This is a genomic window from Sinorhizobium sp. RAC02 (genome assembly GCF_001713395.1).
Lineage (GTDB): Bacteria > Pseudomonadota > Alphaproteobacteria > Rhizobiales > Rhizobiaceae > Shinella.
Genome location: NZ_CP016450.1, coordinates 1,355,735 through 1,381,232 on the forward strand (window position 1 = coordinate 1,355,735; position 25,498 = coordinate 1,381,232).

Sequence of the window (25,498 nt, forward strand, 5' to 3'; positions counted from 1 at the left end):
GAGGCCGGCATGCAGCGAACGGGAGAAAGAAGAGACCTGAAACGCGATTCAGGTCATCGGCATAGGGATTTTTCAGAGAAGCCCCAGTTCGGCGAGTTCACGCCGGAGCTCCAGAGGGAGGTCCGCCGTGCCGTCACCCATGTTCCTGAGATCCCGCGGCGCGTCCTCGTCCGGCAGGTAGCGCCAGCCCTGGAAGGCGCGGCGTGGCTGGAATTCGGTTTCGATGACTTCAGGCCCCAGCACCAGCTCGCAGCGCGAAATGCCGTCGACGTCCGTAAAACTCTTCAGATTGAGCAGCCGCTGGCGGGCCTGCACCTGGCCCTTGATCACCCAGTAGAGCGAGCCGCCGTCGAGCAGCTCCTGGTCTCGCTTCGGGATCATGCGGGTGACGTGGCTGGAATGCGGCTCCATGCCCGCGGCGATCGCGATCAGCGAACGCTCGGACACCCATTCACGCAGGTCATCGATGGATTCCGCGCCGACACAAAGTTTGATGAGATGTAGGGCCATGGCCTTTTGAACGCCCTTGCGGCGGCCGGGTCAAGGGGCCGCCGCGTCGCACTCCACAAGGAATGCGCTAAAAACCTCAGCACTCCACCACGTTGACGGCGAGGCCGCCGGTGGAGGTTTCCTTGTACTTCTCGTTCATGTCGACACCGGTCTGGCGCATCGTCTCGATGCAGGCGTCGAGCGGCACGAAATGAATGCCGTCGCCCTTGAGGGAGAGTGAGGCGGCCGTCACCGCCTTCACGGCGCCGAGCGCATTGCGCTCGATACAGGGCACCTGCACGAGGCCGGCGATCGGATCGCAGGTCATGCCGAGATGGTGCTCCAGCGCGATTTCTGCGGCGTTTTCCACCTGTTCCGGTGTGCCGCCCATGACGGCGGCGAGGCCGGCGGCAGCCATGGCGGAGGCGGAGCCCACCTCCCCCTGACAGCCGACTTCGGCGCCCGATATCGAGGCATTGTGCTTGATGATGCCGCCGACGGCGGCGGCTGTCAGCAGATAGTCGCGAATGCCGTCCTGATCGGCATCCTCATGAAAATGCAGGTAGTAGCGGATCGTGGCGGGTACGACGCCGGCAGCACCGTTGGTCGGCGACGTCACGACGCGGCCGCCGGCGGCATTCTCCTCGTTGACGGCCATGGCATAGACGGAGAGCCAGTCGTTGGCGAGCAGCGGATTGGCTTTGTTGGAACGCCACTCCTCCTGCAGCTTGTCATGGATGGAGCGGGCACGGCGGCGCACCTTCAGGCCGCCCGGCATGATGCCCTCGTTCTTGAGGCCACGGTCGATACAGCTCTTCATCGCGCCCCAGATGCGGTCCAGGCCAGCATCCAGTTCCTCGCGTGACATGGTGGCTTCTTCGTTGGCACGCTTCATCTGCGCGATGGTGAGGCCGGAGCGTCCGGCCATCTCGAGCATCTGCTTGGCCGAGGCAAAGGGGAACGGCACCTTCTTGTCGCCGGCGCGCGCCTTGCTGGCGCGCATCTGGTCGAGTTCGGTGTCGGTGACGACGAAGCCGCCGCCGACGGAATAGTAGATGCGCTTCAAGAGGAGACGGTCATCGCGGTCATAGGCAGAGAAGGTCATGCCGTTGGCGTGGCCGGGCAACGGGTTCTTCTTGTCGAAGATCAGGTCGGTCTTCGGCTGGAAAGCGTAGCCGGGATGGCCGGGCGGGGTGATTCGGCCGGTGCGCTCGACCTCGCCGACAATCGCGTCCATCCGGTCGGGATCAACCGAATCGGGCCGTTCGCCCATCAGGCCGAGGATCACCGCGCGGTCGGAGCCGTGGCCGACGCCGGTATAGGCTAGCGAGCCGTGCAGGCTCATGCGGATGGTCGCGACCTGCGCGCCGGAAGGGCGCGGCCAGTCGGCCGAGAGAATCAGGTCGAGAAACCGGTTCGCCGCCGACATCGGCCCCATCGTATGGGAGCTCGACGGGCCGATACCAATCTTGAAAACATCGAATACGGAAAGAAACATAACCCGGACTTCTCCCTTGCCTTGGCAGGCGCCTTGATCCCTGAAGCTACGTTATCATGCAGTGCGGATAAGGCGATCTCCCGACATCGGGTTTTACTTACGCGACATGGGGCCAAAACAAAAACAGCGCGCTCGCGAGAGCACGCTGTCTATATAGGGGCTGTTGTCCGGTATTTTCAGATGCCGCCGAAGAGATAGGCGACGACCAGGACGGCGCCGAAACCGAGAACTGCACGGGCAGTTACGCCCCAGCAGGACTTTTGAGCAGTGCTTTCCATGATTACCCCGATTGAAGATGTCATTGCAGCAGCCGTGTTCAGCGCTGCATGGCGCCTGTTTAATGAAGATTTCATGAAACCGCAATCGCGAAAAATGGCGAAACCAAGGCGGTGTCGTCATAGGAGATACGCGCCCAGCGCATGACCTGTCGCAAAATCATACGTTTGCGGGCAAGGAGCACAGGAAACGGGCCGCCCCTTTTTCGCCAAAGGTCTGAATGCGGCGAGTGTGGTTTTTGAGGTCCGCTTGCAAATTACCAAATCCATGGCAAAACGCTCATCCATGAGCACCCCGGATTTTGCCGCCCTCTTCATTTTCGTCGCCCTGTGGGTCGGCTATTCTTGGATCACCGACCGGGCGAAGTTTTTCGACCGCATCAGCCTCACTCGGGCGATGAGTTCGCAACGGGCGGTGTGGATCCGCAATGCCATGCACCGCGACCTGCGCATGATCGATACGCAGATCATGGCCGGCCTGCAGAACGGTACCGCTTTCTTCGCGTCCACGTCGCTTCTCGCACTCGGCAGCTGTTTTGCGCTGCTCGGTGCCACGGAGCAGGTCTTTGCGATTTTCAACGACCTGCCCTACGTCTTCCGCGGCAGCCGCGCCGGGTTCGAGCTGAAGGTCGGTGGGCTTGCCATCATCTTCGGCTATGCCTTCTTCAAATTCGGCTGGTCCTATCGGTTGTTCAACTATTGCACCATTCTGCTCGGCGCGATCCCGATGAGCGGCGACATCCACAAGGACCCGGCCGGTGCGGACCTCGCCGCCGACAAGGTCATCCGCATGAACATTCTGGCGGCAAAACACTTCAACATGGGGCTGCGCGCCATCTTCCTGTCGATCGGTTACCTCGGCTGGTTCGTCAGCCCCTATCTGTTCATCGTGACGACCATCGGCATTATCATCGTGCTCGTTCGCCGGCAGTTCTACTCCGAGGCGCGCCTTGCCGTGCTGGAACGGCTCGACTGATCAATCCCCCATCGGCCACCTTTCGGCCATCCGCCCGGCGCAAGCTTGGCGTGACACTTTCCTATGGACCAAACAATGCGACGACCCGGAACCATGACCACCACGGTGATTGACGGCAATGTGGCAGGAGACGGCGCACCGACGCGCCGCCTGCCGCGCATTCCGCTGATCGACCAGTTGCGGGGCATCGCGCTGATGGCCATGGCGATCTACCATTTCACCTGGGACCTCGGCTTCTTCGGCTATATCGAACCGGAAACGGCAACGACCGGCGGCTGGCGCATTTTTGCGCGGGTGATCGCCGGCAGCTTCCTCTTCCTCGTTGGCTTCAGCCTGGTGCTCGGCCATCAACGGGGTTTTCGCCTTCGGCCCTTTCTCATCCGCTTCGCGAAGATCGGCCTTGCGGCGGCGGCCATCACCATCGCCACCTGGTTCGCCTTCCCGGAAACCTTCATCTTCTTCGGCATTCTCCACGCGATCGCGGCGACGAGCCTGGTCGGTCTTCTCTTCCTGCGCCTGCCGGTCGCCGTCACGCTGCTTGTCGCCGTAGCGGCCGTCGCCGCGCCGCTCTATCTGCGCGCTCCGCTCTTTGACCATCCGGCCCTGTGGTGGGTCGGCCTTTCCGTCAACATCCCGCGCTCGAACGACTATGTGCCGCTGCTGCCATGGCTGGCGCCCGCCCTGCTGGGTATTGCGCTTGCCCGCCTTTTCGTCGCGAGTTCGCTGCCGGAGCGGCTTGCCGGCTACGGAAACACGACGAAAGTCTGGTGGAAAAGCCTGCTGGAAAAGGCCGGTCGCCACAGTCTTGCCATCTACCTTATCCATCAGCCCTTACTGATCGCGCTGGTCTACGGCTTTTCCCTGGTGTTTCCAGCACCTGCGCCGGACCCGGTCGTGGGTTACACGAAGAGCTGCATGCGCGCCTGTGAGAATGGCAGCAGCGCCGCTTTCTGCCAGAGTTTCTGCGGCTGCACGCTGGATCGCCTGATCGGCGAAAACCTGTTTGCCGATCTGAACCGCGGCACGATCGACATAACGACAGACGAGCGGATCTCGAAAATCTCGTCGCAATGCACTGCGGACGCGGAAACGAAAACCGACCTGAAGGAGTAGGATCATGAATGCCTATCGCATGAAGCCACTCGCCTTTCCGTGGCCGCCATTCATCTACGGCGCGGCCATAGCGGCGGCTTTCCTGCTTCAGGCGTATTTTCCGCTCGCCGTTGCGCAAACCAACATCTGGATCGCGCGAGCGGCCGGTGGCGCCCTGATCGTCGCGGCGATCGTGCTGGATGTCTGGGCGATGCGCACGCTGCTCGACTGTCACACGACAATCCTGCCCAACCGCTGTTCCACCCATCTGGTGACTTCAGGCCCCTACCGCCTGACGCGCAATCCCATCTATCTCGGCTATACGCTGGCGACCGCCGGTATTGGCCTGGCGGTCCTCAATCCCTGGTGCATCCTGACGGCCATGATCGCGATCGGTGCGACAAGCATGGTTGCCGTCCGGCGTGAAGAGCTGCATCTGCTCTCCCGTTTCGGCATCGATTTCGAACGTTACTGCAACGGAACGGCACGCTGGATCTGAGGCTTTCCAGCAAAAAAAGGACGCTGTCGCTGTCTGAAATTACGGCAAGGCAGGATATCAGGTACCGACGCCGATTTCAGCCAGGCGTGTGAGGCAAGCCTCCTCGACATTGTCGAGTTCGGTCAAGGTTTCCTCGATGTCGCGCCGCTTCTGGCGCAGCTCTTCCCGCTTCTCGCTGACTTTCGTCATGAGCATTTCAAGCTGCCCCACCTCACCCGGCGGATCCTTGTAGACTTTGATAATGTCGCGGATTTCAGCGATGGTGAAGCCAATTCGGCGTCCACGCAGGATTTCCAGGATGAGGCGGCGGTCGGCAGGGCGGAAAAGCCGCGTACGACCGCGACGCTCGGGGTGGATCAACCCTTCGTCCTCGTAGAAGCGCAGCGTGCGGGTGGAAACCCCGAATTCGCGCGTCAGCTCGGTTATGGTATAAAACTTGTCCACGCCTGCTCCGATCTCGTCTGAGCAGGCATTTTATTGACTTTTACGTATAAGTCAATTTTTCCTCTCTGCGGGCACAAATGGAAGCGCAAAACCGCCGCGCATTTTTGCCAGATTTCTTAGCGGACCGCGAACCACCAGGTCGCCAGGCCAAGAAACGCGAAAAACCCCACGATATCGGTGACCGCCGTCACGAAGACGCCGGAGGAGACGGCAGGGTCCGCCCCTGCCCGATCGAGCAGAATCGGGATCGTGATGCCGGCCAGAGCCGCCGCGCACATGTTGATCAACATGGCGGTGGCGATGACCCCACCGATATTGATGTCGTGGAACCAGAGGGCGGCGACGGCACCGATCATCAGGCCGAAGGCAATACCATGCAGAAGGCCGACGCCCGCCTCACGTCGCACGACGCGCCAGGCATTGTGGATATCGAGGTCGCGCGTCGCCAGCGCACGCACCGTCACGGTCATCGTCTGCGAGCCGGCATTGCCGCCCATGCCGGCGACCGTCGGCATCAGAATGGCAAGCGCGACAATCTCCTCGATGGTCGCCTCGAACAGCGAGATGACCGAGGCAGACAGGAAGGCCGTCAGCAGGTTGACGAGCAACCACGGCACGCGCGAGCGGGACGTCGCGATGATGGTGTCCGACAGCTCTTCGTCGCCCACGCCGCCCAGGCGCATCAAGTCTTCCTCGGCCTCTTCCTGGATGACGTCGACCACGTCGTCGATGGTGAGCACGCCGACAAGGCGGCCATTCTCATCCACGACGGCGGCGGACAGAAGGTCGTACTGCTCGAAGAGCTGCGCCGCCTCTTCCTGGTCCATCTCAGCCGGGATCGGATGGTTGGTCTCGCGCATGACGGCTTCGATCTTCGTGCCCCGCGCGGTGCGCAGGATGCGGTCGAGATCGATGGCGCCGAGCAGGCGGAACGTCGGGTCGATGACGAAGATCTGTGAAAAGCTCTCCGGAAGGTCGGCATCCTCGCGCAGGTAGTCGATCGTCTGGCCGACCGTCCAGAACGGCGGCACGGCGACGAATTCGGTCTGCATGCGGCGGCCGGCCGTGCTTTCCGGATAGTCCAGCGAGCGGCGCAGGCGAATCCGTTCGGTGAACGGCAGCTTGGAGAGGATTTCCTCCTGGTCCTCCTGGTCGAGGTCTTCCAGAATGTAGACGGCGTCGTCCGAATCCATCTCGCCGAGTGCCGCGGCGATCTGCTCGTTCGGCATGTGCTCGACGATGTCGAGGCGGATCGCCTCGTCGACCTCTGTCAGCGCCGCGAGGTCGAAATCGGTGCCGAGCAGCGAGACAAGCTGGCGACGCTGGTCTTGCTGGATCGCCTCCAGAAGGTCGCCCATTTCCGATTCATGCAGCCGTGCCACATGGCGGCGCAGGAACAGGAGGTCGCGGTCGGCAATCGCCGCACCGACATACATGAGGAAATCCGAGCGGATCGAGCCGTCCTCGGCGTAGATATCCTCGCCGTCGAAGGTACTGTGGCCCTGTTGCCCCTGATGGATACGGTCTTCGTCGCCGGTGTTTTCCATCGGGCCGCTCCTTGTATCGGGTTCGTCCCGCCCGGCATGTCGGCGGAGAGTCGACAGGGATTGAGATGCAGGGTTTCCTCGGCAAGGCTCGGCGCGCCCAGCCCTCACTTTCACCGTGCTAAAGCAAAGCGCGCGAACGGTCCATCGCCGAAAGCGGCAAAAGGTCCGTGGATATTAAAATTTCGCAAGCTGTTGCAATTTCATGAAAATCGCATGTTTTGAGGTGCCAAGGAGAGGGCCGGCATTTTCCCGCTGCCGCAAACAGGCTAGGAAGGGCTGATCTCGTTGACGCCCGGAGCCCGCATGGCGATCCTCCCCATTCTCCGCTATCCCGATCCCCGCCTGCGTTTGCCCTGTAAAAAGGTCGAGACGTTCGACACACGATTGGCAACGCTTGCCGACGATCTCGCCGCCACGATGCGCGCCGCCCCCGGTATCGGCATCACCGCCGCCCATGTCGGCGTTCTTGAACGGCTGACACTGATCGAACTCGCCGGGCCAGATTCGCAACACGTCTATGTGAACCCCGAAATCGAATGGTTCTCGCCGGACGTCCAGCGACACGCGGAGGGGAGCGTTTCCATGCCCGGCGTGACGGACGACGTGGAGCGCCCTGCCCGCATCCGCCTCACCTACCAGGACCTCTCCGGCAACAGCCACACGGAAGAAGCCGACGGCCTGCTCTCCATCTGCCTCCAGCACGAAATCGACCAGCTGGGCGGCATTTTCTGGATCGATCGCCTCTCGCGGCTGAAACGCGAACGCATCGTCAAGAAGTACAACAAAGCCCGGGACTGAAGTGTGCCAAGCCATGCTCTGGCCGGTGATCTGCGACGGGGTCTGTCAGCCGGTGTTTCACGCCTTTGAGGACCACGGCAGGGCCACGCACACGCCTCGCCGTTATCGTCGCAGTGCGGGAAGCGCGCCTGCGGATCATGCCGTATCTGTGCGGATCATCTCACACGCAAGCATCTGATAGAAAACAAAAAACCCGGCTCGAAAGCCGGGTTTTTTTGGTGCGGTCGAGAAGACTCGAACTTCCACGGGTTGCCCCACAGCGACCTCAACGCTGCGCGTCTACCAATTCCGCCACGACCGCATCGTGGTAGGCGTCGACTTGCGCCGACGGAGGTGCATGTAGCAAAAGCATTTGGGGCGCACAAGGCCGTGTGACAAGAAAAATGACGGAAAGCGGAACAATTTCAACAGGTCCTTCGCAAAGCCTCGGAAACCCCTGAAATCCTTGCAAGATCGCCCCTATATCTGGCAGAACGGAACGAAAAGGACGGCCCTTCCATGCAGCGTCAGGACATCTCCACATCCCTTCTCGCGATTCCCGGCTCGCCGCCGGTGCGCTGGCGCATCGCGCGCGATCTCATCCCCTACGATGTGGCGGTGGAAACCATGGAAACCGAGGCCGCGGCAATCGCCAGCGGCGAGGCCGACGAACTCGTCTGGCTCGTCGAACACCCGCCGCTCTACACAGCCGGAACCAGCTCGAACGCGGCGGATCTCGTCGCGCCGGACCGCTTCCCGGTGTTTTCCACAGGCCGCGGCGGCGAATACACCTATCATGGCCCTGGCCAGCGGGTCGTCTACGTCATGCTGGACCTGAAACGGCGCCGGCAGGACGTGCGCGCCTTCGTGGCGGCGCTTGAAGCTGTGGTGATCGACACGCTCGATTCCATGAATGTCCGCGGCGAACGGCGCGAGGACCGTGTCGGCGTCTGGGTGCGCCGGCCGGAGCGCCCGCCGCTGCCCGATGGCTCGCCGGCCGAAGACAAGATCGCCGCGATCGGCATCCGCCTGCGTCGCTGGGTGAGCTTTCACGGCTTCTCGTTGAATGTCGATCCCGATCTCGAGCATTTTTCTGGCATCGTGCCCTGCGGCATTCGCGGCTATGGCGTCACAAGCCTGGTCGATCTTGGTCTGCCCGTCATGATGAGCGACGTGGATGTCCGGATCCGCGATTCGTTCGAGCGGGTATTCGGATCCACCATTTCCGAAGCGGACTGTCAGCCGAAAAGCCGGTCGCAGGCATAGATGATCGCATAGCCGTGCAGCACGATGGCGGCGTAAAGGCCGAAGCCGGCGAGCAGCCGCTGCGGCGCCGTCAGCGGATCGAGCGCTCGGCGCGGCTTGACGCCGCCGGCACCGATGAGGCTGAGCACGGTGAAGACGGCAAGCCCGGCGATCAGCATCTGGGTCTGCAACCCGATTCGCCAGCCGACCCAGAGAATGACCAGCGTCACGAGGAAACTTGCGACGAGAAGGCTTGTACGGGTCGAGAAGACCTGGCGCATGACCTGTCCCCCGTCGAAACGATGCATCGGCAGCAGGTTCAGCAGGTTGAAAGCACCGAGAATCAGCAGGAACACCATAAGCGCGCCACCGACCATATGGCTGGCGGTATCGTGCAGCGCGATGATCGGCGGGACGAGAAAAGCCGACATGCCCGCCCCCATGAGGGCGCAGACCGCCACCTCAAACCGCGAATTGTAGGGTCTTCCGCCAACGGCAATACCACCGAGCAGCGGCAGGAAGATCATGCGCACGCGTTGGTGCCCAAAGGCACGGTAGGCGGCCATGTGACCGAATTCGTGCAACACGATCACGACGGTCAGCATGGAGGACAACAACAGACCGCGCAGGCTTAGCCCGAAGAACGGCCAGAGCAGCAAGGTGGAGAACACCGCGAGCCCCACCTGCATCAGCGGATGCTCCAGAACGCCCCGCACCTCGCCATTTCCCGTCGCCAGCCATTGGTCGAGCGCCTTCATCTCGCGACGGAGCTGGATGTAGCGGAAGAGCAGAAAGGCGATACCGCGATATTTGTCGGTCTGCTCGACGGTCAGCGCCGTGCCCCCTGAAACCGGGCGCAAAAAACGCCGCTCGACGTAGTTTTTCCAGAAGGACGCGTCGAGTGCGCTGTCTTCGACGACCCGGGTCTCACAGGCGAGGCCTGCGGTATCGGTTGTCTCGCTGACCGCGAGCGTGCGGGTGATCGGCTCACCCCGGCGGTCGGGATAGGAAAAGGTCTGCCTGACGCGATTGTCGGCCAGCCGATTGCTGGAGAGAATCGAGGGATGCCAGTCCGCCTCTGCGCCAAGTGGACTGACGAGCGCCGCAATGCGGCTCGGGGACGCGCTGAGGACGCGTGTGAGCCGGAGTGTACGGCGCCCGATCGGCGCGGCGATCAAGAGCCAGATCAGGCCAAGATTGATCGCCAGAAGCAGAAGCACCGAAAGCGAGGTCGACATGCCCATCCTCCCTGTCGTCATGGCAGGCAGGCCCTAGGCTAACGGCAAGTTCCTAACAAACGTTAAGAATCGCAAATCAGGCGAATTCCATGATCACGGCATCGACGGCGAGGCTTTCGCCCGGCTTGGCATGGATGGAGCCGACCGTCAGGTCGCGGTCGGCGCGCAACACGTTTTCCATCTTCATCGCCTCGACGACGGCCAGCGTTTCGCCCGCCTTCACCTCCTGCCCCTCGGTGACGGCGATGGAAACGACGAGGCCCGGCATCGGGCAAAGCAGCATTTTCGACGTATCCGGCGGCAGCTTTACCGGCATCAGCGCGTCGAGCTCGGCAAGCCGCGGCGTGAAGACGCGGCTGCGCACGGAAAGGCCCTGCCAGTCGATGCGCATGCCGTTCGGGAAAGGCCGCAGCTGTGCGGTCACGCCGCGGCCGTCGATCGTGCCACGCCAGACCGCCTCACCGGGCCGCCAGTCGCTTTCGACGGCATCGTCCGTGGCGAGCGTGTGATAGGCGTCACCGATCTTGACCACCCAGTCCTTGCGCTGCACGGCGCCCGGGCGCAGCCGATCGAGATGATGGGCGCGGCGTTCGACATCGACGAGGTGGGCCGAGAGCGCAATGCGGGCGAGAATGGCGGCCTGCTCGGCATCCGGCGCCATCGGCGCAAAGCCATCCGGATATTCCTCCGCGATGAAGCCGGTGGAAAGCCGCCCTTCGCGCCAGCGCGGATGGCGCATCAGGGCGGCGAGAAACGGTACATTGTGCTCGATGCCGTCCACCACGAAGCCGTCGAGCGCATCGCTCATCGCGTCGATGGCCTCAAGGCGGGTCGGCGCCCAGGTGCAGAGCTTTGCCACCATCGGGTCGTAATACATCGAGATTTCGGCACCTTCGTAGACGCCGGTATCGTTGCGCACCACCGTTTCGCCGCTCTTTCCTTCGGCGGGCGGACGGTAACGGGTAAGGCGGCCAATGGAGGGAAGGAAGTTGCGGTAGGGATCCTCGGCATAGAGCCGGCTTTCGACGGCCCAGCCGTTGAGCTTGATATCCGCCTGCGCCAGCGACAGTTTTTCACCGGCGGCAACACGGATCATCTGTTCGACAAGATCGATGCCGGTCACGAGTTCCGTGACGGGATGCTCGACCTGCAGGCGCGTGTTCATTTCGAGGAAATAGAAATTGCGGTCGCGATCGACGATGAACTCGACCGTGCCGGCGCTCTGGTAGTCGACGGCTTTTGCCAGGGCGACCGACTGCTCGCCCATCGCGCGCCGCGTCGCCTCGTCGAGAAAGGGCGAAGGGGCCTCTTCGACGACCTTCTGGTTTCGCCGCTGGATGGAGCATTCGCGCTCGCCAAGATAGAGCGCCGTGCCATGTGCGTCGGCCAGCACCTGGATTTCGATGTGGCGGGGATCGACGATGTATTTTTCGATGAAGACGCGGTCGTCGCCAAACGAGCTTTTCGCCTCCGAGCGGGCGCGGTCGAAGCCGTCGCGCACCTCGGCCTCACTCCAGGCGATGCGCATGCCCTTGCCGCCGCCGCCGGCCGAGGCCTTGATCATCACCGGATAGCCGATCTCGCCGGCGATGCGCTCGGCATGGACCGCATCCTCGATCACGCCCAGAAAACCCGGAACGGTCGAGACATTGGCCGTATTGGCGAATTTCTTCGATTCGATCTTGTCGCCCATGGCACGGATCGCCTTCGGCTTCGGGCCGATGAAGATGATGCCATCGGCCTCCAGCGCCTCGCAGAAGCTGGCGCGCTCCGAGAGGAAGCCGTAGCCGGGATGCACGGCCTCGGCGCCGGTCTCCTTGCAGGCGGCGATGATCCTTTCCGCGATGAGGTAGCTTTCAGCCGCCGGCGCCGGGCCGATATGCACGGCCTCGTCCGCCATCTCGACATGAAGGGCGTCACGGTCGGCGTCGGAATAGACGGCGACGGTGGCAATGCCCATCCTGCGTGCCGTCTTGATGACGCGGCAGGCGATCTCGCCGCGATTGGCAATCAGGATTTTCTTGAACATGCTTTCCTCCCGGCAGTCTCAGACGGGAGTTGTAGCCACAAACACCCTGCCCGTACAACGGCGTCGCAACCGCAATTTGCCCGTTGCCTCAAGCACTTTAGTCGAACGCGATGTCGGCCGAGGCCTTCCGGTTCTTGTGTTCGCGCCAGATGATGAAGAGACCGGAGGCGACGATGATGGCTATGCCGAGCCATTTGGACGGCGTGGGAAAGTCGCCGAAGATGGCATAGCCGAGCACGGTCGCCGAGATGATCTCGAAATACTGGAACGGTGCCAGCAGCGAGAGCGGCGCCATGCGGAAGGCGCGCACGACCAGCATATGCGCATAGCCGGACAGCGCGCCGAGGATGACGAGCAGGACGAGGGCAAAGACCGATGTCGGCAGCGACGGTGCAAAATCGCCAATGCCGGCCGAATGGCCCGCGAAAAGTGCTGCGCCCATGAAGATCGTGCCGCCGAAGCCGGCGATCGTCTGCATGGTCAGCGGCGAATCGGCATCACCGATCGCGCGGTTCATGAAGAGGTAGATCGAATAGAGGAAGGCGCAGGCGACCGGCAGCAGCGCCGTCCAGCCGAAAAGCACGAAGCTCGGCTGGATGACGATGAGCGCACCGCCGAAGCCGACGATGATGGCAAGCCAGCGCCGCCAGCCGACCCTGTCGCCGAGGAACGTGGCGGACATGGCCGTCAGAATGAAGGGCTCGACGAAGTAGATCGCGAACACATCGGCGAGCGGCATGTATTTGACCGCCGCGAAGAACAGCAGGCTTGCCGCACCGTGGATGGCGCCACGCAGCAGGTTCAGCCACGGCTGCTTCGGCCGCAAGGTTGCGGCACCGGCGGCGGTGAAGATCAGCGGGATCGTGCAGACGACCTGGAAGAAGAAGCGATAGAACGTCACCTGGCCGGGCGACATGTCGGCAAATGTCGCCATATATTTGGCGATCGCGTCCATGCCGGGCAGAAGCAGCATGGCGACGGACATCAGCACGACGCCCCGCATGATACTTCCGTCCTGTTGGTCCGTCGTGGTGCTCATGATGCGACTCCCTAGATCGCCCCTGCATAGCCCTTTTGTGCCGTCCTGCAATGCCGGAAATCCTGCCCCCGGACGACCGGCACGCAGGCGTCGCGAAGCGGCGCATTTGAGGTAGAAGGCGATCGTGGATTGCCTGTAAACTCTCGGCGAAGACAATGGAGGCCGCGATGACCTTTCCCGGCGAGAACAACACGATCCCCTTTCCTTCCGGCCGCGTCGACGGCGATACGCTCGGTGGCCGCATCTGGCGGGCGCGCGATGCGCTGGGCCTGTCTCTGGCAGATCTCGCCTCCCGCCTCGGCCTGCCGGAAGAAACGGTCAGTGGCTGGGAACGCGACCACGCCGAGCCCGACACCAAGGCGATGTTCATGCTCGCCGGCGTGCTCTCCGTCTCCCCCTCCTGGCTGATCGCCGGCATCGGCGAGGCTCCGGCAGACCCGACCGGGGATGAGCACCTGCACCCGCTGCTGCGCCAGCTTCGTGAAATCCACCAGCTCCACGACCAGACGGGCAAGGCGATCACAGCGCTCGAAGCCGAGATCGCCAAATTGATCAAATCAGATCACGACTGACATTTTTGCCATTACCGCACTTGAGGCGCCGGACCGGCTCTGCAATGGTCCGCCCGAACAGAGAATCCGCATAGGGAGATAGAAGATGGACGTACGCGCCGCCGTTGCCGTTCAGGCCGGAAAACCGCTTGAGATCATGACCGTACAGCTCGAGGGGCCGCGCGCCGGCGAAGTGCTGGTTGAAGTCAAGGCGACCGGCATCTGCCATACCGACGACTTCACGCTGTCGGGTGCCGATCCGGAAGGCCTGTTTCCTGCCATCCTCGGCCATGAGGGCGCCGGCATCGTCGTTGACGTCGGCCCTGGCGTGACGTCGGTGAAGAGGGGCGACCATGTCATTCCGCTCTACACGCCGGAATGCCGCGAATGTTATTCTTGTCTGTCACGCAAGACGAACCTCTGCACCTCGATCCGCGCCACCCAGGGCCAGGGCCTGATGCCGGACGGCACCTCGCGCTTCTCGATCGGCAAGGACAAGATCCACCACTATATGGGCTGCTCGACCTTCTCGAACTTCACGGTCCTGCCGGAAATCGCGCTCGCCAAGGTCAACCCCGACGCCCCCTTCGACAAGATCTGCTACATCGGCTGCGGCGTCACCACCGGCATCGGCGCCGTCATCAACACGGCGAAGGTCGAGATCGGCTCGACGGCCATCGTCTTCGGCCTCGGCGGCATCGGCCTCAACGTGCTGCAGGGCCTGAGGCTTGCCGGTGCGGACATGATCATCGGCGTCGACATCAACCCCGACCGCGAGGAATGGGGCAGGAAATTCGGCATGACGCACTTCGTCAACGCGAAGGAGGTCGGCGACGATATCGTGCCCTACCTCGTCAACATGACGAAGCGCAACGGCGACCTGATCGGCGGCGCGGACTACACCTTCGACTGCACGGGCAACACCAAGGTGATGCGCCAGGCGCTGGAAGCCTCGCATCGCGGCTGGGGCAAGTCGGTCATCATCGGCGTTGCCGGTGCCGGCCAGGAAATCTCCACCCGTCCGTTCCAGCTCGTCACCGGCCGCAACTGGATGGGCACGGCCTTCGGTGGCGCGCGCGGCCGCACGGACGTGCCGAAGATCGTCGACTGGTACATGGAGGGCAAGATCCAGATCGATCCGATGATCACCCACACCATGCCGCTCGAGGACATCAACAAGGGCTTCGAGCTGATGCATTCGGGCGAATCGATCCGCGGCGTGGTGGTCTATTGACGTCTACGGACCACTACAGCGTCGACGTGCGGAGGCTGCATGCATTCTCCGCCGTCGAACTCTATGCGCTGCTGAAGCTGCGCGTGGACGTCTTCATCGTCGAGCAGGCCTGCGTCTATCCGGAACTGGACGGCAAGGATCCGGAAGCGCTTCATCTTCGCCTGTTGATCGGCGGTGAGACGGCCGCGTATGCGCGACTATGGCGGCCTGTGGACGCGCCGCCACGCATCGGCCGGGTGCTTGTCGCACCCAACCATCGCGGCAAACGCCTTGGTGATGCCGTCATGCGCGAAGCGATCCGCGTCTGCGAAATGCATTTTCCCGGCGAGCCGATTGCGCTATCCGCGCAAAGCCACCTGGAGCGCTTCTACCGGTCCCTTGGCTTCACGCCGACATCGGAGGAATATGTCGAGGACGATATTCCGCATATCGACATGCAGCGTCCTGCCGGCCATTCTTGAGCCATGCAAAAGAACAGCACCATGATCTATGTCGACGCCGATGCCTGCCCGGTAAAGGCCGAAATCCTGAAGGTTGCCGAACGGCACGAGATGGAAGTGACCTTCGTCGCCAATTCCGGCCTGCGCCCGTCGCGGGACCCGATGGTGAAGAACATCATCGTGTCCGGCGCCTTCGACGCCGCGGACAACTGGATCGCCGAGCATGTCGGCGACGATGACATCGTGATAACGGCCGACGTGCCGCTTGCGGTGCGCTGCGTCGAGAAGGGCGCGCACGTGACCGGCCCGACCGGCCGGCTCTTCGACAAGACCAATATCGGCATGGCGAGCGCCATGCGTGATCTTGGTGCGCATCTGCGCGAGACCGGCGAAAGCAAGGGCTACAACGCCGCCTTTTCGCCACGCGACCGCTCGGCCTTCCTCGAAACGCTCGATCGCCTCTGCCGCCGCGCGAAAAATGCCCGCACGGGGCCTGCTGCATGAGCAAAGATCCGGGGCAGAGGATTTTCGGCCGCCACGTCCCCTTCTATGCCGGCATCGGCGCGGCGGCGCTCGGCCTCGCGGTTGCGCTCTGGCTGAAGCCGGATTTCGCCATTGAGATCGCTGCCGTCGCCTTCTTCCTCTGCTATCTGCTGCTGACCGCCTGGCGCGTGCCCTACCTCACGGCCGTCCATCTCGAGCACTATGCGACGGATAGCGACGAGCCAGTGGCCATCATCTTCGGCGTGACCTTCGCCGCCGTCGCCATCTCGACAGGCTCGCTCTTCGTGGTGTTGAACCGGCCGGCCGCGTCACTTGCGGAATTCACTCTTGCCTTCGCGTCCGTTGCCCTCGGCTGGCTCACCATCCACACCATGGCGGCCATGCACTATGCCCATCTCTACTGGCGGCCCGGCAGCACCGAAACCAGTTCCGACGCCGGCCGCAGTCTCGATTTTCCGGGCGATGCCGCGCCCGGCGCCTATGATTTCCTCTATTTCGCCTTCGTGATCGGCATGACGGCGCAAACCTCGGACGTCGCGATCACCTCCACGGCGATGCGCAAGGTCAACCTGCTGCACGCCGTGGTTTCCTTCTTCTTCAACACGGTGCTGGTCGCCGCCGCCGTCAACGCGGCGGTGTCGCTCGCTACCTGAACCACATTCGGAGTTTTTAATGAAAGTGCTTTCCCAGAACACCGCCTTCGGCGGCATGCAGGGTGTCTTCGCCCACGATTCCGAGGCCTGCAAGGGCGAGATGACCTTCGCCGTCTTCGTGCCGCCGCAGGCGATCAAGGAGCCGCGCCCGGTGCTCTGGTATCTGTCCGGCCTCACCTGCAGCCATGCCAATGTGATGGAAAAGGGTGAATACCGCCGCATGGCCGCCGAACTCGGCCTCATCATCGTCTGCCCGGATACCAGCCCGCGCGGCAACGACGTGCCGGATGAAATCACCAACTGGCAGATGGGCAAGGGCGCCGGCTTTTATCTCGACGCCACCGAGCGGCCCTGGGCGGAAAACTTCCAGATGTACAGCTACGTGACGGAAGAGCTGCCCAACTTCGCCAGCCAGCATTTCCGCATGGACATGAGCCGCCAGGGCATTTTCGGTCACTCGATGGGTGGTCATGGCGCCATGACGATCGCGCTGAAGAACCCGGAACGCTTCAAGAGCTGCTCGGCCTTCGCGCCGATCGTCGAGCCCTCGACCGCGGACTGGTCGATGCCCGCCTTCGAAAAATATCTGGGCGCCGACAAGGCAGCCTGGCGTCAATATGATGCGTGCGCGCTTGTTGCGGACGGCGCGCGTTTCCCGGAATTCCTGATCGACCAGGGCAAGGCCGACGGCTTCCTGGACAACGGCCTGCGACCTTGGCTCTTCGAGGAGGCGATCAAGGGCACGGATATCGGGCTGACGCTGCGCATGCACGAGCGCTATGACCACTCCTACTATTTCATCTCGACCTTCATGGACGATCACCTGAAATGGCACGCCGAACGTCTCGGCTGAGGAAGAGATATGGCGGGGGTGCATGGCTGACATGTCACCCCTGCCCTTGCCCTTCCCGTCCGGATCGGCAATAGTTCGCCCGGTAGACGACTACCGCCGGATTCTTCGTCCGGTCACGATCGCGGGGACGGCCTCGCTCCTTTGAAACGGAGTAGGCATCATGCCCTGGATTCTTCTCGCTCTCGCCGGCATCTTTGAAATCGGCTGGGCGATCGGCCTCAAATACACCGACGGCTTCACCAAACCACTTCCTACGGCGCTCACTGCCGGCTCGATGGTCATCTCGATCGTGCTGCTCGGCCTTGCCGTGAAGACGCTGCCGATCGGCACTGCCTATGCGATCTGGACCGGTATCGGTACCGTCGGCACGGTGATGCTCGGCATCTTCCTCTTCGCCGAGCCGGTAACGGCGATCCGCATGGGCTGCATCGCGCTCATCGTCACCGGTATCCTCGGCCTGAAGTTTGCGGCTTAAAGCAAGTCCAGCAAACGTGCGCAGCCAAATTGCGTTCCTCTCTTAACGACGGTTGTCGAGGGCGAAAGCCCCCGGCCCTGCCGCGGTAATGTAGAGAAAGATGAAGCAGAACAGCACCGCGGCGTCGCCGCGGTTGTTGATCGGGAAAAAGCTCTGCGGCGCATGCGCCATGAAATAGGCAACCGCCGTGAAGCCGCAGAGCACGAAGGCCACAGGCCGCGTGAAAAGACCCACCAGAATCAGCAGGCCGCCGACAATCTCCAGCACGCCCGCCAGGCCGATCAGGTTCATGAGATCGCCAAAGGGCTGTTCTGCGGGCGGAAAATTGAAGAATTTCTGCGTGCCGTGCTCGATGAGCAGCAGCGCCGTCATGATTCGAAGCGCTGCGAGCGCCTGCGGACGGTAAGCGGATAGTCGGTCGAACATGCTCTAACTCCCTGCCGGTTCACTCACAGGGGAATGTTATCGTGTTTCTTCCACGGATTTTCCAGATCCTTGTTGCGCAGCATGCGCAGCGCCCGCGCGATGCGCTTGCGGGTCGAATGCGGCATGATCACCTCATCGATGTAACCGCGCTCCGCCGCGACGAAGGGCGAGAGGAAACGATCCTCGTACATCTTCGTGTGTCCCGCGATCTTCTCCGGATCGTTGATATCCTTGCGGAAGATGATCTCGACTGCCCCCCTGGCACCCATCACGGCAATCTGCGCCGTCGGCCAGGCATAGTTGATATCGCCACGCAGGTGTTTTGACGCCATCACGTCATAGGCGCCCCCATAGGCTTTTCGCGTGATCAGCGTCACCTTGGGGACGGTCGCCTCGGCAAAGGCAAAGAGCAACTTGGCGCCATGCTTGATGAGGCCGCCATATTCCTGCGCGGTGCCCGGCAGGAAGCCCGGGACATCGACGAAGGTCACGACGGGAATGCTGAAGCAGTCGCAGAAGCGCACGAAACGCGCGGCCTTGCGGCTGGCGTCCGAATCGAGCACGCCGGCCAGCACCATCGGCTGGTTGGCGACAAAGCCGACCGTCGAGCCTTCGATACGGCCGAAGCCGCAGACGATGTTTTTGGCAAAACTCTCCTGGATCTCGAAGAAATCACCCTCGTCAACGGTCTTGAGGATCAGTTCCTTGATGTCATAGGGCTTGTTGGCATTGGCCGGGATCAGGGTATCCAGCGACTCATCGACATCCTCGACCGACTGGAAGCACTCGATCTCCGGCACGGGAGATGTGTTCGACTGCGGCAGGAAATCGACGAGGCGCCGGACCTGCAACAGCGCATCGACGTCATTGTCATAGGCGCCATCGGCGATCGAGGATTTCGTCGTGTGCACGGAGGCACCGCCAAGTTCTTCCGCAGTGACGGTCTCGTTCGTCACCGTTTTCACCACGTCCGGCCCGGTCACGAACATGTAGGACGTGTCACGCACCATGAAGATGAAATCCGTCATGGCCGGCGAATAGACATCGCCGCCGGCACATGGCCCCATGATGACCGAAATCTGTGGGATGACACCGGAGGCGAGCACATTGCGCTGGAAGACTTCGGCATAGCCACCAAGCGCTGCGACACCCTCCTGGATGCGCGCGCCGCCCGCATCGTAAAGGCCGATGATCGGCGCGCGGTTCTTCAGCGCCATGTCCTGGACCTTCATGATCTTCTGGGCATGGGTTTCGGAAAGCGAGCCGCCGAAGACCGTGAAATCCTTGGCGAAGACGAAGACGGTGCGGCCGTTGACCGTGCCCCAGCCGGTGACGACACCGTCGCCGGCGATCTTCGATTTCTCCATGCCGAAATCCGTCGAGCGATGCTCGACGAACATGTCGAATTCCTCGAACGAGCCCTCGTCCAGAAAGACATCGATGCGTTCGCGCGCCGTCAGCTTGCCGCGCTTGTGCTGTGCATCGATGCGCACCTGGCCGCCGCCCATGCGGGCGCGCTCGCGCCGGACTTCGAGCTCGTGGAGAATTTCCTTCATGCCTTCGGTTCCTCCCGTTTCACCAATGGCTTAGCATGCGGGATCGGGAGCTTGAAGGGGCGTTTTCTAGATCGAAGGTCTTAGAATTCACTCGCAACTGATCGTCTGGGTGACGACGCAGGGCGCGATCTTCTTCTTGGAGCCGTCCGGCAGCGCGCGCGAGCGCACCGTCAGCGCCGCTTCGGTCGGGATGACAACTGGGCGCGTGTCCCTGCGCGAATGGTCCTGGACGGTCTGGCGTGCCGCCGGCTTGCGCTGGCCACCGGCATGCTTTCGTCCCTTGCCGGGGCGTTTGCCAATGGAGGTCTTTCCGGCCGAAACCGGTGCCAGGTGGTAGGCGAGCGCCACCCGCTTGGCGATTGCGTCACCAAGTGCTGTTTCGCGGCCCTTGCGGCCGGGCATATAGCTGTTGACCGTCATGGCCTGGCGCGACGAGGTGCCGCCCTTCAGGTCAGACAGGGTGACCGTGACATTGGCCGAACTCTGGCCATCAGCCGTCTGCTTGAGTGCTGAGACCCGCACATCCAGGGCAGCGCGGTCAATCTGCATCGCGCGACGGGTGGCCCCGGCCGCGCGCTTCAGGTGTTCGCCGGTCCGTTTCAGCACGCTTGACGGGACGCTTTCATCGCCGCTCACCACGACCTTGCGGATATCCCGCACGGGAAATCCTTCTGCGGCGGCGGCAAGCGGTGCGGAAACGAGGAGGCAGGCGGAGAGAAGCGTGCGGAGAAGGAACTGCATGAGACGAATACCGGTATGCGATGTCAATGGTCGGTGGCGTGTCAAAATGGTGCGAAAGTCTTAACGAATGCTGATCAGCGCGAAATCTCGGCGAACACGGACGCAGCAATGTCCATTTCCTCGCGCCGAAGCTCGCGGCGACGGAAGGCTTCCTCGTCGGTGCCCCAATGCTCGATCTGCCAGTCTTCGTCGAGATGGGCGAGCGCCCAGGCCTTGTCGGCATCGATCTCGCCTTCGGCGAGCGCCAGCGCCAGCAGCGCCGAACCGGTGAGCGTGGTCACCGTGTGCAGGCAGGCGAGCGCGAGCGGGTGACGATACGCGGCAAGTGCTGCGGAAAATGCCGCGACTGCCGGCACCGGCTGCTCCTGATGGATGACGCCTTCGATGAGAATGAAACGTGCGCCCTTGGCGTCCGCGGCCCAGCGGATAACCGGGTCCCAGCCATCGCGCTGGCGATCGACCAGACCGGTCGGCGAATCCGCGCGGTAGCAGAGAAGGTCCGTGCCGGAAAAACGCACGATCTCGTCGAACACGGCGTCAAAATTATCGGCGACGCCATCGATGGCGGTGTTGACGAGACGTGTCACCGGCATTTTTGCGGGGTCGATCTCCTCGCCCTGCCCGTCCCATTCGGCGCGCAGGCGATCGGCAATGGCCTGCGTCGGCACGGCCAGCAGCTTCTTGCCGGGCGTGCGCACCGGGCGGCCGTCGAGCAGGATGCGGAAACCCTCCTCGGAGGCGTCGGTCGAAACCTCCTTGTAGAAACGCTTCGGTAGCGGGCGTTTCATCTGGATCTGTGCGCGGCGCACCGGATCGGGATCGCTCATCGCGTCGGAAAGGTCGCTCAGAATGTCACGCATCGGAAATCTCCAACCATTCGAGAAGGTCGGCGGGCGTGCGCAGGATGTGATCCGCCCCCGCCTCGACCAGTTCGGGCACGCTGGCATAGCCCCAGGAAACGCCGATCGCCGCAGCACCGGCCGCCTTCGCCATCTGCATATCGTAGATCGCATCGCCGATAACAACCGTCCTGGCCGCGTCGATGCCCGCTTCGCTGCAGCATTCCGTCACCATGGCCGGATGCGGCTTGGACGGGCAATCGTCCGCGGTACGCGAGACGAAGAAGGTCTTGTCGAAGCCATGGGTCGCGCGGATCAGATCGAGGCCGCGGCGGGACTTGCCGGTGACCGCGCCGAGGATCAGGTCGTCCTCCCGCTCCAGCCTGGCCATCATCTCCGCGATGCCTGGGAAAAGCGGCTCCTGGAAGCCCGGCTCCCCGCGCACGCCCATGTAGGTCGCCTTGTAGTGCGCGGTCATAGCCAACGCCTCGTCGTCGACATGCGGCTTGCCCTGCATGCGGGCAATCGCGATGTCGAGCGTCAGGCCGATGATCGCCTTGGTCTCGGAAACGTCCGGCCGGGCATGGCCGAAATCGACGAAGGTGCGGGCCATGACCTCATGGATCAGCCCGACGCTGTCGACCAGCGTGCCGTCGCAATCGAAGAGTACCAGTCGCATCAGTCTTCCTCGTCCGCCGAGGTCATGTCGAAGCCGAAGAGGTTCCAGGTCTGCACCATGTGCGCCGGCATCGGCGCCGTCACGCGCAGCCGCCCGCCGGAGGGGTGCGGGACGTCGATGCGGCGGGCGTGGAGATGCAGCTTGTTCTGCACGCCGCCCGGGAAGGCCCAGTTGAACTCTGCCTCGAAATATTTCGGATCGCCGATAATCGGATGGCCGATATGGGCGGCGTGCACGCGAAGCTGGTGCGTGCGGCCGGTATAGGGTTCCATCTCCAGCCAGGCGAAGTTCTGCGCCGCCTGCTCGATAATCCGGTAAAAGGATACTGCGTGGTCGGCGCCGTCCTCGCCATGTTTGGCAATGCGCATGCGGTCGCCGTCCGGCGTCTGCTCCTTGACGAGCCAGGTCGAAATCTTGTCCTCGCGCTTCTTCGGCACGCCCATCACCAGCGACCAGTAGGTCTTCTTGGTATCGCGCTCGCGGAAGGCGGCCGTCAGCTTCTGCGCCGCGCCACGCGTGCGGGCGATGACGAGCACGCCGGACGTGTCGCGGTCGAGCCGGTGCACAAGGCGCGGCTTCTCGCCCTTCGGGCTGGTCCAGGCTTCGAGCATCTGGTCGATATGCCGGTTGATGCCCGATCCGCCCTGCACGGCGATGCCGGGGGGCTTGTTCAGCACGATGACCTTGTCGTCCTCATGCAACAGCATACGGGAGAGAAGTTCATGATCCGAGGAATGTTTGAGATCGCGGCCGGCGATCGGCCCGGCCTTCGCAGCCTTGGCGTCGACCTCCATCGGGGGGACGCGGATCATCTGCCCCGGCTGCACGCGGGTATCGCTCTTGACGCGGCCACCATCGACGCGCACCTGCCCGGAACGCAGCAATTTCTGGAGCGGGCCGAAGCCGAGGCCCGGATAATGGGTCTTGAACCACCGGTCCAGGCGCATGCCCGCCTCGTCGTTCTCCACCTGCCTGTGTTCAATGCCTGCCATCTTCGCCTTCTTTCGTTGCGCGTGCTTTAACGCAAGAACGGGCGAAGGGGAACAGCTAGAAGGCGCGGAACGTCAGCGTGGTCAGCGATCGCATGATGCCGGGAATGGAGGCGACGTGATCGTTGATGAACTTGCCGATATCCTCCTCGCTGTCGACATAGATCTTCAGGAGCAGGTCGTAATCACCGCTGGTGGAATAAAGCTCCGAGATGAGTTCCGTAGCGTAAAGCGCATCGGCCACCTCATAGGTCTTGCCCGGAGCGCATTGCAATTGCACGAAAATCGGCTTCATCGGTCCTCCCGCGCCATCGGCGGCATGCTGACTGTTCTAGCGCAATCCCGGACGCAAAACCGCTTCACACTTTTGCTGGGATTGCTTCGGCCACCGATTCCGGCGGCATTTCCTTACCTCTTATGACGGATTTGGCTTGTTAAAGGCAAGACCGGCCGAAATTCGCACAGACTGTTAAAATTCGATGAAAATGCAACCACCGCGTTTTACACGCAGGAAAGGCGCAACTGTTAACTTGCACGGACGCAAACCAACTTTGTTGAACGCCCATGACCCAGATCGTGACAGTCTCACCAACCACAGCCGCCTATGCATCGCAGGGGATGAGACCGCAGACACGCGCGAATACGCTTTTCGAGGAGCGTATCCACGTCTGGAGCGAAGATGCAAAGATCCGCGGCGACGCGCGCACCGTCGCCATGCTCAATGTCATTCAGCCGCCGGCGCTGGCTCTTGCCCTCATCACCGCGACGAGCGGCACGCCGCAAGTGACCGTCGCAGAGGCGCAACGCGTCTATGACGAAAACGGTTCGCCCGCTCTGCAAGAACCCGTCTGATCCTCCCTCAAGAACCAGCCGTCCTCCAAACTCTTGGCCCCGTTTCGGGGTCATTCTTTTGTCTCTTTCCCTCCACGACAAAAAATTGTTCCACAGCGACGCCGCCTCTTGCCAAAACACAGGCAAGGTCGTTATCTGAGGCCGACCTCGCTGGGAGAAGCTGGCCGCCTCGAAAGGGCATGGCCGGTGCCGAAGGAGCAACCGCCCCGGAAACTCTCAGGCAAAAGGACCAGCAAGGTGCCGTCGGAACTCTGGAGAGAAGCGTTTTTTTGAAGCGCTCGCCGAAGGGATAACAATCTCAGGCGAAGGGACAGAGGGGGCTCAGGAGAACGGCGCGCAAGCGCCGATATTGTGAGCCGGTGCCCGGTCGGATGATGGGCGCCAAAAGACTGGAGGGCGCCTTTTGGACGTATCGTCTGAACTCAAGAAAACCCCGCTTCATGCGCTGAACCTGTCGCTCGGCGGCCGCATGGTGCCGTTCGCCGGCTATGAGATGCCGGTGCAATATACGGCCGGCGTCATGAAGGAACATCTTCAAACCCGCGCCGCGGCCGGCCTGTTCGACGTGTCCCACATGGGCCAGGTGACGGTGCGCGCCCGCTCCGGTGACAATGCCGACGCTGCGCGCGCGCTCGAGACGCTGGTGCCGGTCGATGTGCTTGGCCTTGGCGAAGGCCGCCAGCGCTATGCGCTGTTCACCAATGACGACGGCGGCATTCTCGACGACCTGATGATCGCCAATCGCGGCGACCATTTTTATGTCGTCGTCAACGCCGCCTGCAAGGACGCGGATTTCGCCCATATGCAGGCGAAGATCGGCGACGTCTGCGAACTGACACTGCACAACGACCGCGCGCTGGTCGCCCTTCAGGGGCCACACGCGGAATCGGTGCTTGCCGAACTCTGGGCCGACGTCTCCTCCATGCGCTTCATGGATGTGCGCGCCTGCGACCTGCATGACGCCGACTGCATCGTCTCGCGCTCCGGCTATACCGGCGAAGACGGTTTCGAAATCTCCATTCCGGCGGACCTTGCCGAAGCAGTCTGTCGCCGCCTGCTCGACCATCCGGACGTGCTGCCGATTGGCCTGGGCGCGCGCGATTCGCTGCGCCTCGAAGCCGGCCTCTGCCTCTACGGCAACGACATCGATACCAGCACGACGCCCGTCGAAGGCGCGCTCGAATGGGCGATCCAGAAGGTGCGCCGCAAGGGTGGCGAGCGCGCCGGCGGTTTCCCCGGTGCCGATATCATCCTCGACCAGCTCGAGAACGGTGCCGAACGCCGCCGCGTCGGCCTGAAGGCCGAAGGCCGCGCGCCCATCCGTGGCGGGGCGGTGCTTGCGACCGATGCCGAGGGCGAAGATGTCGTCGGAACCGTCACTTCCGGCGGCTTCGGCCCGAATGTCGATGGCCCTGTCGCCATGGGCTACGTCACCAAATCGGCAGCAACGCCCGGCACCCAGCTTTATGCCGGTGTGCGCGGCAAGTTCCTGCCGATTTCCGTGGCAACCCTGCCCTTCGTCAAGAACACCTTCAAGCGCTGAATCACGGTCCGCTTC

28 protein-coding genes, 1 tRNA gene and 1 riboswitch are annotated in these 25,498 nt (G+C 62.7%); of the genes, 14 read left to right on the forward strand and 15 right to left on the reverse strand.

All coding sequences use genetic code 11. From position 1 onward, the window contains the following. Positions 1-72: 72 nt before the first annotated feature. Both BSY16_RS06450 and BSY16_RS06455 read right to left on the reverse strand, forming a co-directional pair. The gene (locus tag BSY16_RS06450) at positions 73-510 is read right to left on the reverse strand and encodes a DUF1489 family protein (RefSeq protein ID WP_069058899.1); all 438 of its coding nucleotides are present in this window, start codon (positions 508-510) and stop codon (positions 73-75) included. A 76-nt stretch (positions 511-586) separates the two neighbouring features. Further along, positions 587-1,987 carry an L-serine ammonia-lyase gene (locus tag BSY16_RS06455; RefSeq protein ID WP_069058900.1) on the reverse strand — a complete coding sequence of 467 codons (1,401 nt, stop codon included), beginning with the start codon at positions 1,985-1,987 and terminating at the stop codon, positions 587-589. A 561-nt stretch (positions 1,988-2,548) separates the two neighbouring features. Here BSY16_RS06455 and BSY16_RS06460 point away from each other — a divergent pair. From BSY16_RS06460 to BSY16_RS06470, 3 genes are all read left to right on the forward strand, one after another. Further along, positions 2,549-3,238: a DUF599 domain-containing protein gene (locus BSY16_RS06460; RefSeq protein ID WP_069058901.1), complete on the forward strand. Its 690-nt coding sequence runs from the start codon at positions 2,549-2,551 to the stop codon at positions 3,236-3,238. A 93-nt stretch (positions 3,239-3,331) separates the two neighbouring features. Further along, complete coding sequence (locus BSY16_RS06465) at positions 3,332-4,351, forward strand: acetyltransferase domain-containing protein (RefSeq protein WP_069058902.1); 1,020 nt, start codon at positions 3,332-3,334, stop codon at positions 4,349-4,351. 4 nt (positions 4,352-4,355) lie between these two features. Continuing rightward, positions 4,356-4,829 carry a methyltransferase family protein gene (locus tag BSY16_RS06470; protein WP_069058903.1) on the forward strand — a complete coding sequence of 158 codons (474 nt, stop codon included), beginning with the start codon at positions 4,356-4,358 and terminating at the stop codon, positions 4,827-4,829. A gap of 57 nt (positions 4,830-4,886) precedes the next feature. Here BSY16_RS06470 and BSY16_RS06475 read toward each other — a convergent pair whose 3' ends face one another. Together BSY16_RS06475 and mgtE are read right to left on the reverse strand one after the other, a co-directional pair. Further along, positions 4,887-5,273, reverse strand: coding sequence for a MerR family transcriptional regulator (locus tag BSY16_RS06475; protein ID WP_069058904.1), 387 nt, complete (start codon positions 5,271-5,273; stop codon positions 4,887-4,889). A gap of 116 nt (positions 5,274-5,389) precedes the next feature. Continuing rightward, positions 5,390-6,820, reverse strand: a complete 1,431-nt coding sequence (mgtE, locus tag BSY16_RS06480) for a magnesium transporter (protein ID WP_069058905.1) — start codon at positions 6,818-6,820, stop codon at positions 5,390-5,392. Between the two features lie 303 nt (positions 6,821-7,123). Here mgtE and BSY16_RS06485 point away from each other — a divergent pair, with 303 nt between their 5' ends. After that, positions 7,124-7,618, forward strand: a complete 495-nt coding sequence (locus tag BSY16_RS06485) for a peptide deformylase (RefSeq protein ID WP_069058906.1) — start codon at positions 7,124-7,126, stop codon at positions 7,616-7,618. A 216-nt stretch (positions 7,619-7,834) separates the two neighbouring features. On the opposite strand, the gene BSY16_RS06490 is transcribed toward BSY16_RS06485, so the two are convergent. Further along, a tRNA-Leu gene (locus tag BSY16_RS06490) sits at positions 7,835-7,919 on the reverse strand. 197 nt (positions 7,920-8,116) lie between these two features. On the opposite strand from BSY16_RS06490, the gene lipB reads away from it, so the two are divergent. Continuing rightward, positions 8,117-8,863, forward strand: a complete 747-nt coding sequence (lipB, locus tag BSY16_RS06495) for a lipoyl(octanoyl) transferase LipB (RefSeq protein ID WP_069058907.1) — start codon at positions 8,117-8,119, stop codon at positions 8,861-8,863. Here the strand turns inward: lipB and BSY16_RS06500 are convergent. From BSY16_RS06500 to BSY16_RS06510, 3 genes are all read right to left on the reverse strand, one after another. Next, positions 8,836-10,080 carry a hypothetical protein gene (locus BSY16_RS06500; RefSeq protein WP_069058908.1) on the reverse strand — a complete coding sequence of 415 codons (1,245 nt, stop codon included), beginning with the start codon at positions 10,078-10,080 and terminating at the stop codon, positions 8,836-8,838. The two genes, lipB and BSY16_RS06500, sit on opposite strands and share 28 nt — an antisense overlap. A 76-nt stretch (positions 10,081-10,156) precedes the next feature. Further along, the gene (locus tag BSY16_RS06505; RefSeq protein ID WP_069058909.1) at positions 10,157-12,109 is read right to left on the reverse strand and encodes an acetyl-CoA carboxylase biotin carboxylase subunit; all 1,953 of its coding nucleotides are present in this window, start codon (positions 12,107-12,109) and stop codon (positions 10,157-10,159) included. Positions 12,110-12,206: 97 nt separating this feature from the next. Further along, the gene (locus tag BSY16_RS06510) at positions 12,207-13,148 is read right to left on the reverse strand and encodes a DMT family transporter (RefSeq protein WP_069058910.1); all 942 of its coding nucleotides are present in this window, start codon (positions 13,146-13,148) and stop codon (positions 12,207-12,209) included. A 167-nt stretch (positions 13,149-13,315) separates the two neighbouring features. Here BSY16_RS06510 and BSY16_RS06515 point away from each other — a divergent pair, with 167 nt between their 5' ends. The 7 genes from BSY16_RS06515 to BSY16_RS06545 all read left to right on the forward strand — a co-directional run bounded on the left by BSY16_RS06515 (position 13,316) and on the right by BSY16_RS06545 (position 17,858). Continuing rightward, on the forward strand, positions 13,316-13,720 hold the full coding sequence (locus BSY16_RS06515; RefSeq protein ID WP_069061414.1) for a helix-turn-helix domain-containing protein: 405 nt from the start codon (positions 13,316-13,318) through the stop codon (positions 13,718-13,720). Between the two features lie 85 nt (positions 13,721-13,805). Continuing rightward, a complete protein-coding gene (locus BSY16_RS06520) occupies positions 13,806-14,933 on the forward strand; it encodes an S-(hydroxymethyl)glutathione dehydrogenase/class III alcohol dehydrogenase (RefSeq protein ID WP_069058911.1) in 1,128 nt (375 codons plus the stop codon). After that, positions 14,930-15,394: a GNAT family N-acetyltransferase gene (locus BSY16_RS06525; protein ID WP_069058912.1), complete on the forward strand. Its 465-nt coding sequence runs from the start codon at positions 14,930-14,932 to the stop codon at positions 15,392-15,394. The genes BSY16_RS06520 and BSY16_RS06525 overlap by 4 nt, the downstream gene beginning before the upstream one ends. A gap of 21 nt (positions 15,395-15,415) precedes the next feature. Beyond that, entirely contained in the window at positions 15,416-15,877 is a 462-nt protein-coding gene (locus tag BSY16_RS06530) for a YaiI/YqxD family protein (RefSeq protein WP_069058913.1), read from the forward strand. Then, positions 15,874-16,530: a DUF1345 domain-containing protein gene (locus tag BSY16_RS06535; protein ID WP_069058914.1), complete on the forward strand. Its 657-nt coding sequence runs from the start codon at positions 15,874-15,876 to the stop codon at positions 16,528-16,530. Before BSY16_RS06530 ends, BSY16_RS06535 begins: the two co-directional genes overlap by 4 nt. A 19-nt stretch (positions 16,531-16,549) precedes the next feature. Next, positions 16,550-17,383 (forward strand): S-formylglutathione hydrolase, encoded by an 834-nt coding sequence (fghA, locus tag BSY16_RS06540; protein WP_069058915.1) that lies wholly within the window; start codon positions 16,550-16,552, stop codon positions 17,381-17,383. Positions 17,384-17,543: 160 nt separating this feature from the next. Beyond that, positions 17,544-17,858: a DMT family transporter gene (locus BSY16_RS06545; protein WP_069058916.1), complete on the forward strand. Its 315-nt coding sequence runs from the start codon at positions 17,544-17,546 to the stop codon at positions 17,856-17,858. Positions 17,859-17,900: 42 nt separating this feature from the next. On the opposite strand, the gene BSY16_RS06550 is transcribed toward BSY16_RS06545, so the two are convergent. The 7 genes from BSY16_RS06550 to BSY16_RS06580 form a co-directional block, all read right to left on the reverse strand. Continuing rightward, positions 17,901-18,284 (reverse strand): DoxX family protein, encoded by a 384-nt coding sequence (locus tag BSY16_RS06550; RefSeq protein ID WP_069058917.1) that lies wholly within the window; start codon positions 18,282-18,284, stop codon positions 17,901-17,903. 23 nt (positions 18,285-18,307) lie between these two features. After that, positions 18,308-19,840 carry an acyl-CoA carboxylase subunit beta gene (locus BSY16_RS06555; RefSeq protein ID WP_069058918.1) on the reverse strand — a complete coding sequence of 511 codons (1,533 nt, stop codon included), beginning with the start codon at positions 19,838-19,840 and terminating at the stop codon, positions 18,308-18,310. An 87-nt stretch (positions 19,841-19,927) separates the two neighbouring features. Next, a complete protein-coding gene (locus tag BSY16_RS06560; protein WP_069058919.1) occupies positions 19,928-20,581 on the reverse strand; it encodes a hypothetical protein in 654 nt (217 codons plus the stop codon). Positions 20,582-20,655: 74 nt separating this feature from the next. Continuing rightward, entirely contained in the window at positions 20,656-21,441 is a 786-nt protein-coding gene (locus tag BSY16_RS06565; RefSeq protein WP_069058920.1) for an ATP12 family chaperone protein, read from the reverse strand. Beyond that, positions 21,434-22,099, reverse strand: coding sequence for an HAD-IA family hydrolase (locus BSY16_RS06570; RefSeq protein WP_069058921.1), 666 nt, complete (start codon positions 22,097-22,099; stop codon positions 21,434-21,436). Before BSY16_RS06570 ends, BSY16_RS06565 begins: the two co-directional genes overlap by 8 nt. Next, entirely contained in the window at positions 22,099-23,091 is a 993-nt protein-coding gene (locus BSY16_RS06575; RefSeq protein ID WP_069058922.1) for an RluA family pseudouridine synthase, read from the reverse strand. Before BSY16_RS06575 ends, BSY16_RS06570 begins: the two co-directional genes overlap by 1 nt. Before the next feature lie 55 nt (positions 23,092-23,146). Further along, the gene (locus BSY16_RS06580) at positions 23,147-23,383 is read right to left on the reverse strand and encodes an Lrp/AsnC ligand binding domain-containing protein (protein WP_069058923.1); all 237 of its coding nucleotides are present in this window, start codon (positions 23,381-23,383) and stop codon (positions 23,147-23,149) included. A gap of 269 nt (positions 23,384-23,652) precedes the next feature. Here BSY16_RS06580 and BSY16_RS06585 point away from each other — a divergent pair, with 269 nt between their 5' ends. Both BSY16_RS06585 and gcvT read left to right on the forward strand, forming a co-directional pair. Then, positions 23,653-23,940 carry a hypothetical protein gene (locus tag BSY16_RS06585; protein ID WP_069058924.1) on the forward strand — a complete coding sequence of 96 codons (288 nt, stop codon included), beginning with the start codon at positions 23,653-23,655 and terminating at the stop codon, positions 23,938-23,940. Positions 23,941-24,081: 141 nt separating this feature from the next. Further along, positions 24,082-24,182: riboswitch (glycine riboswitch) on the forward strand. A 161-nt stretch (positions 24,183-24,343) separates the two neighbouring features. After that, complete coding sequence (gcvT, locus tag BSY16_RS06590) at positions 24,344-25,483, forward strand: glycine cleavage system aminomethyltransferase GcvT (protein ID WP_069058925.1); 1,140 nt, start codon at positions 24,344-24,346, stop codon at positions 25,481-25,483. The last annotated feature ends 15 nt before the right edge of the window (positions 25,484-25,498 follow it).

Bases quoted from the DNA above. Each gene is read 5' to 3' on its own strand.
- BSY16_RS06450 (WP_069058899.1), bottom strand. From the start codon at position 510: ATGGCCCTACATCTCATCAAACTTTGTGTCGGCGCGGAATCCATCGAT.
- BSY16_RS06455 (WP_069058900.1), bottom strand. From the start codon at position 1,987: ATGTTTCTTTCCGTATTCGATGTTTTCAAGATTGGTATCGGCCCGTCG.
- BSY16_RS06460 (WP_069058901.1), top strand. From the start codon at position 2,549: ATGAGCACCCCGGATTTTGCCGCCCTCTTCATTTTCGTCGCCCTGTGG.
- BSY16_RS06465 (WP_069058902.1), top strand. From the start codon at position 3,332: ATGACCACCACGGTGATTGACGGCAATGTGGCAGGAGACGGCGCACCG.
- BSY16_RS06470 (WP_069058903.1), top strand. From the start codon at position 4,356: ATGAATGCCTATCGCATGAAGCCACTCGCCTTTCCGTGGCCGCCATTC.
- mgtE (WP_069058905.1), bottom strand. From the start codon at position 6,820: ATGGAAAACACCGGCGACGAAGACCGTATCCATCAGGGGCAACAGGGC.
- BSY16_RS06485 (WP_069058906.1), top strand. From the start codon at position 7,124: ATGGCGATCCTCCCCATTCTCCGCTATCCCGATCCCCGCCTGCGTTTG.
- lipB (WP_069058907.1), top strand. From the start codon at position 8,117: ATGCAGCGTCAGGACATCTCCACATCCCTTCTCGCGATTCCCGGCTCG.
- BSY16_RS06500 (WP_069058908.1), bottom strand. From the start codon at position 10,080: ATGTCGACCTCGCTTTCGGTGCTTCTGCTTCTGGCGATCAATCTTGGC.
- BSY16_RS06505 (WP_069058909.1), bottom strand. From the start codon at position 12,109: ATGTTCAAGAAAATCCTGATTGCCAATCGCGGCGAGATCGCCTGCCGC.
- BSY16_RS06510 (WP_069058910.1), bottom strand. From the start codon at position 13,148: ATGAGCACCACGACGGACCAACAGGACGGAAGTATCATGCGGGGCGTC.
- BSY16_RS06515 (WP_069061414.1), top strand. From the start codon at position 13,316: ATGACCTTTCCCGGCGAGAACAACACGATCCCCTTTCCTTCCGGCCGC.
- BSY16_RS06520 (WP_069058911.1), top strand. From the start codon at position 13,806: ATGGACGTACGCGCCGCCGTTGCCGTTCAGGCCGGAAAACCGCTTGAG.
- BSY16_RS06530 (WP_069058913.1), top strand. From the start codon at position 15,416: ATGATCTATGTCGACGCCGATGCCTGCCCGGTAAAGGCCGAAATCCTG.
- BSY16_RS06535 (WP_069058914.1), top strand. From the start codon at position 15,874: ATGAGCAAAGATCCGGGGCAGAGGATTTTCGGCCGCCACGTCCCCTTC.
- fghA (WP_069058915.1), top strand. From the start codon at position 16,550: ATGAAAGTGCTTTCCCAGAACACCGCCTTCGGCGGCATGCAGGGTGTC.
- BSY16_RS06545 (WP_069058916.1), top strand. From the start codon at position 17,544: ATGCCCTGGATTCTTCTCGCTCTCGCCGGCATCTTTGAAATCGGCTGG.
- BSY16_RS06550 (WP_069058917.1), bottom strand. From the start codon at position 18,284: ATGTTCGACCGACTATCCGCTTACCGTCCGCAGGCGCTCGCAGCGCTT.
- BSY16_RS06555 (WP_069058918.1), bottom strand. From the start codon at position 19,840: ATGAAGGAAATTCTCCACGAGCTCGAAGTCCGGCGCGAGCGCGCCCGC.
- BSY16_RS06560 (WP_069058919.1), bottom strand. From the start codon at position 20,581: ATGCAGTTCCTTCTCCGCACGCTTCTCTCCGCCTGCCTCCTCGTTTCC.
- BSY16_RS06565 (WP_069058920.1), bottom strand. From the start codon at position 21,441: ATGCGTGACATTCTGAGCGACCTTTCCGACGCGATGAGCGATCCCGAT.
- BSY16_RS06570 (WP_069058921.1), bottom strand. From the start codon at position 22,099: ATGCGACTGGTACTCTTCGATTGCGACGGCACGCTGGTCGACAGCGTC.
- BSY16_RS06575 (WP_069058922.1), bottom strand. From the start codon at position 23,091: ATGGCAGGCATTGAACACAGGCAGGTGGAGAACGACGAGGCGGGCATG.
- BSY16_RS06580 (WP_069058923.1), bottom strand. From the start codon at position 23,383: ATGAAGCCGATTTTCGTGCAATTGCAATGCGCTCCGGGCAAGACCTAT.
- BSY16_RS06585 (WP_069058924.1), top strand. From the start codon at position 23,653: ATGACCCAGATCGTGACAGTCTCACCAACCACAGCCGCCTATGCATCG.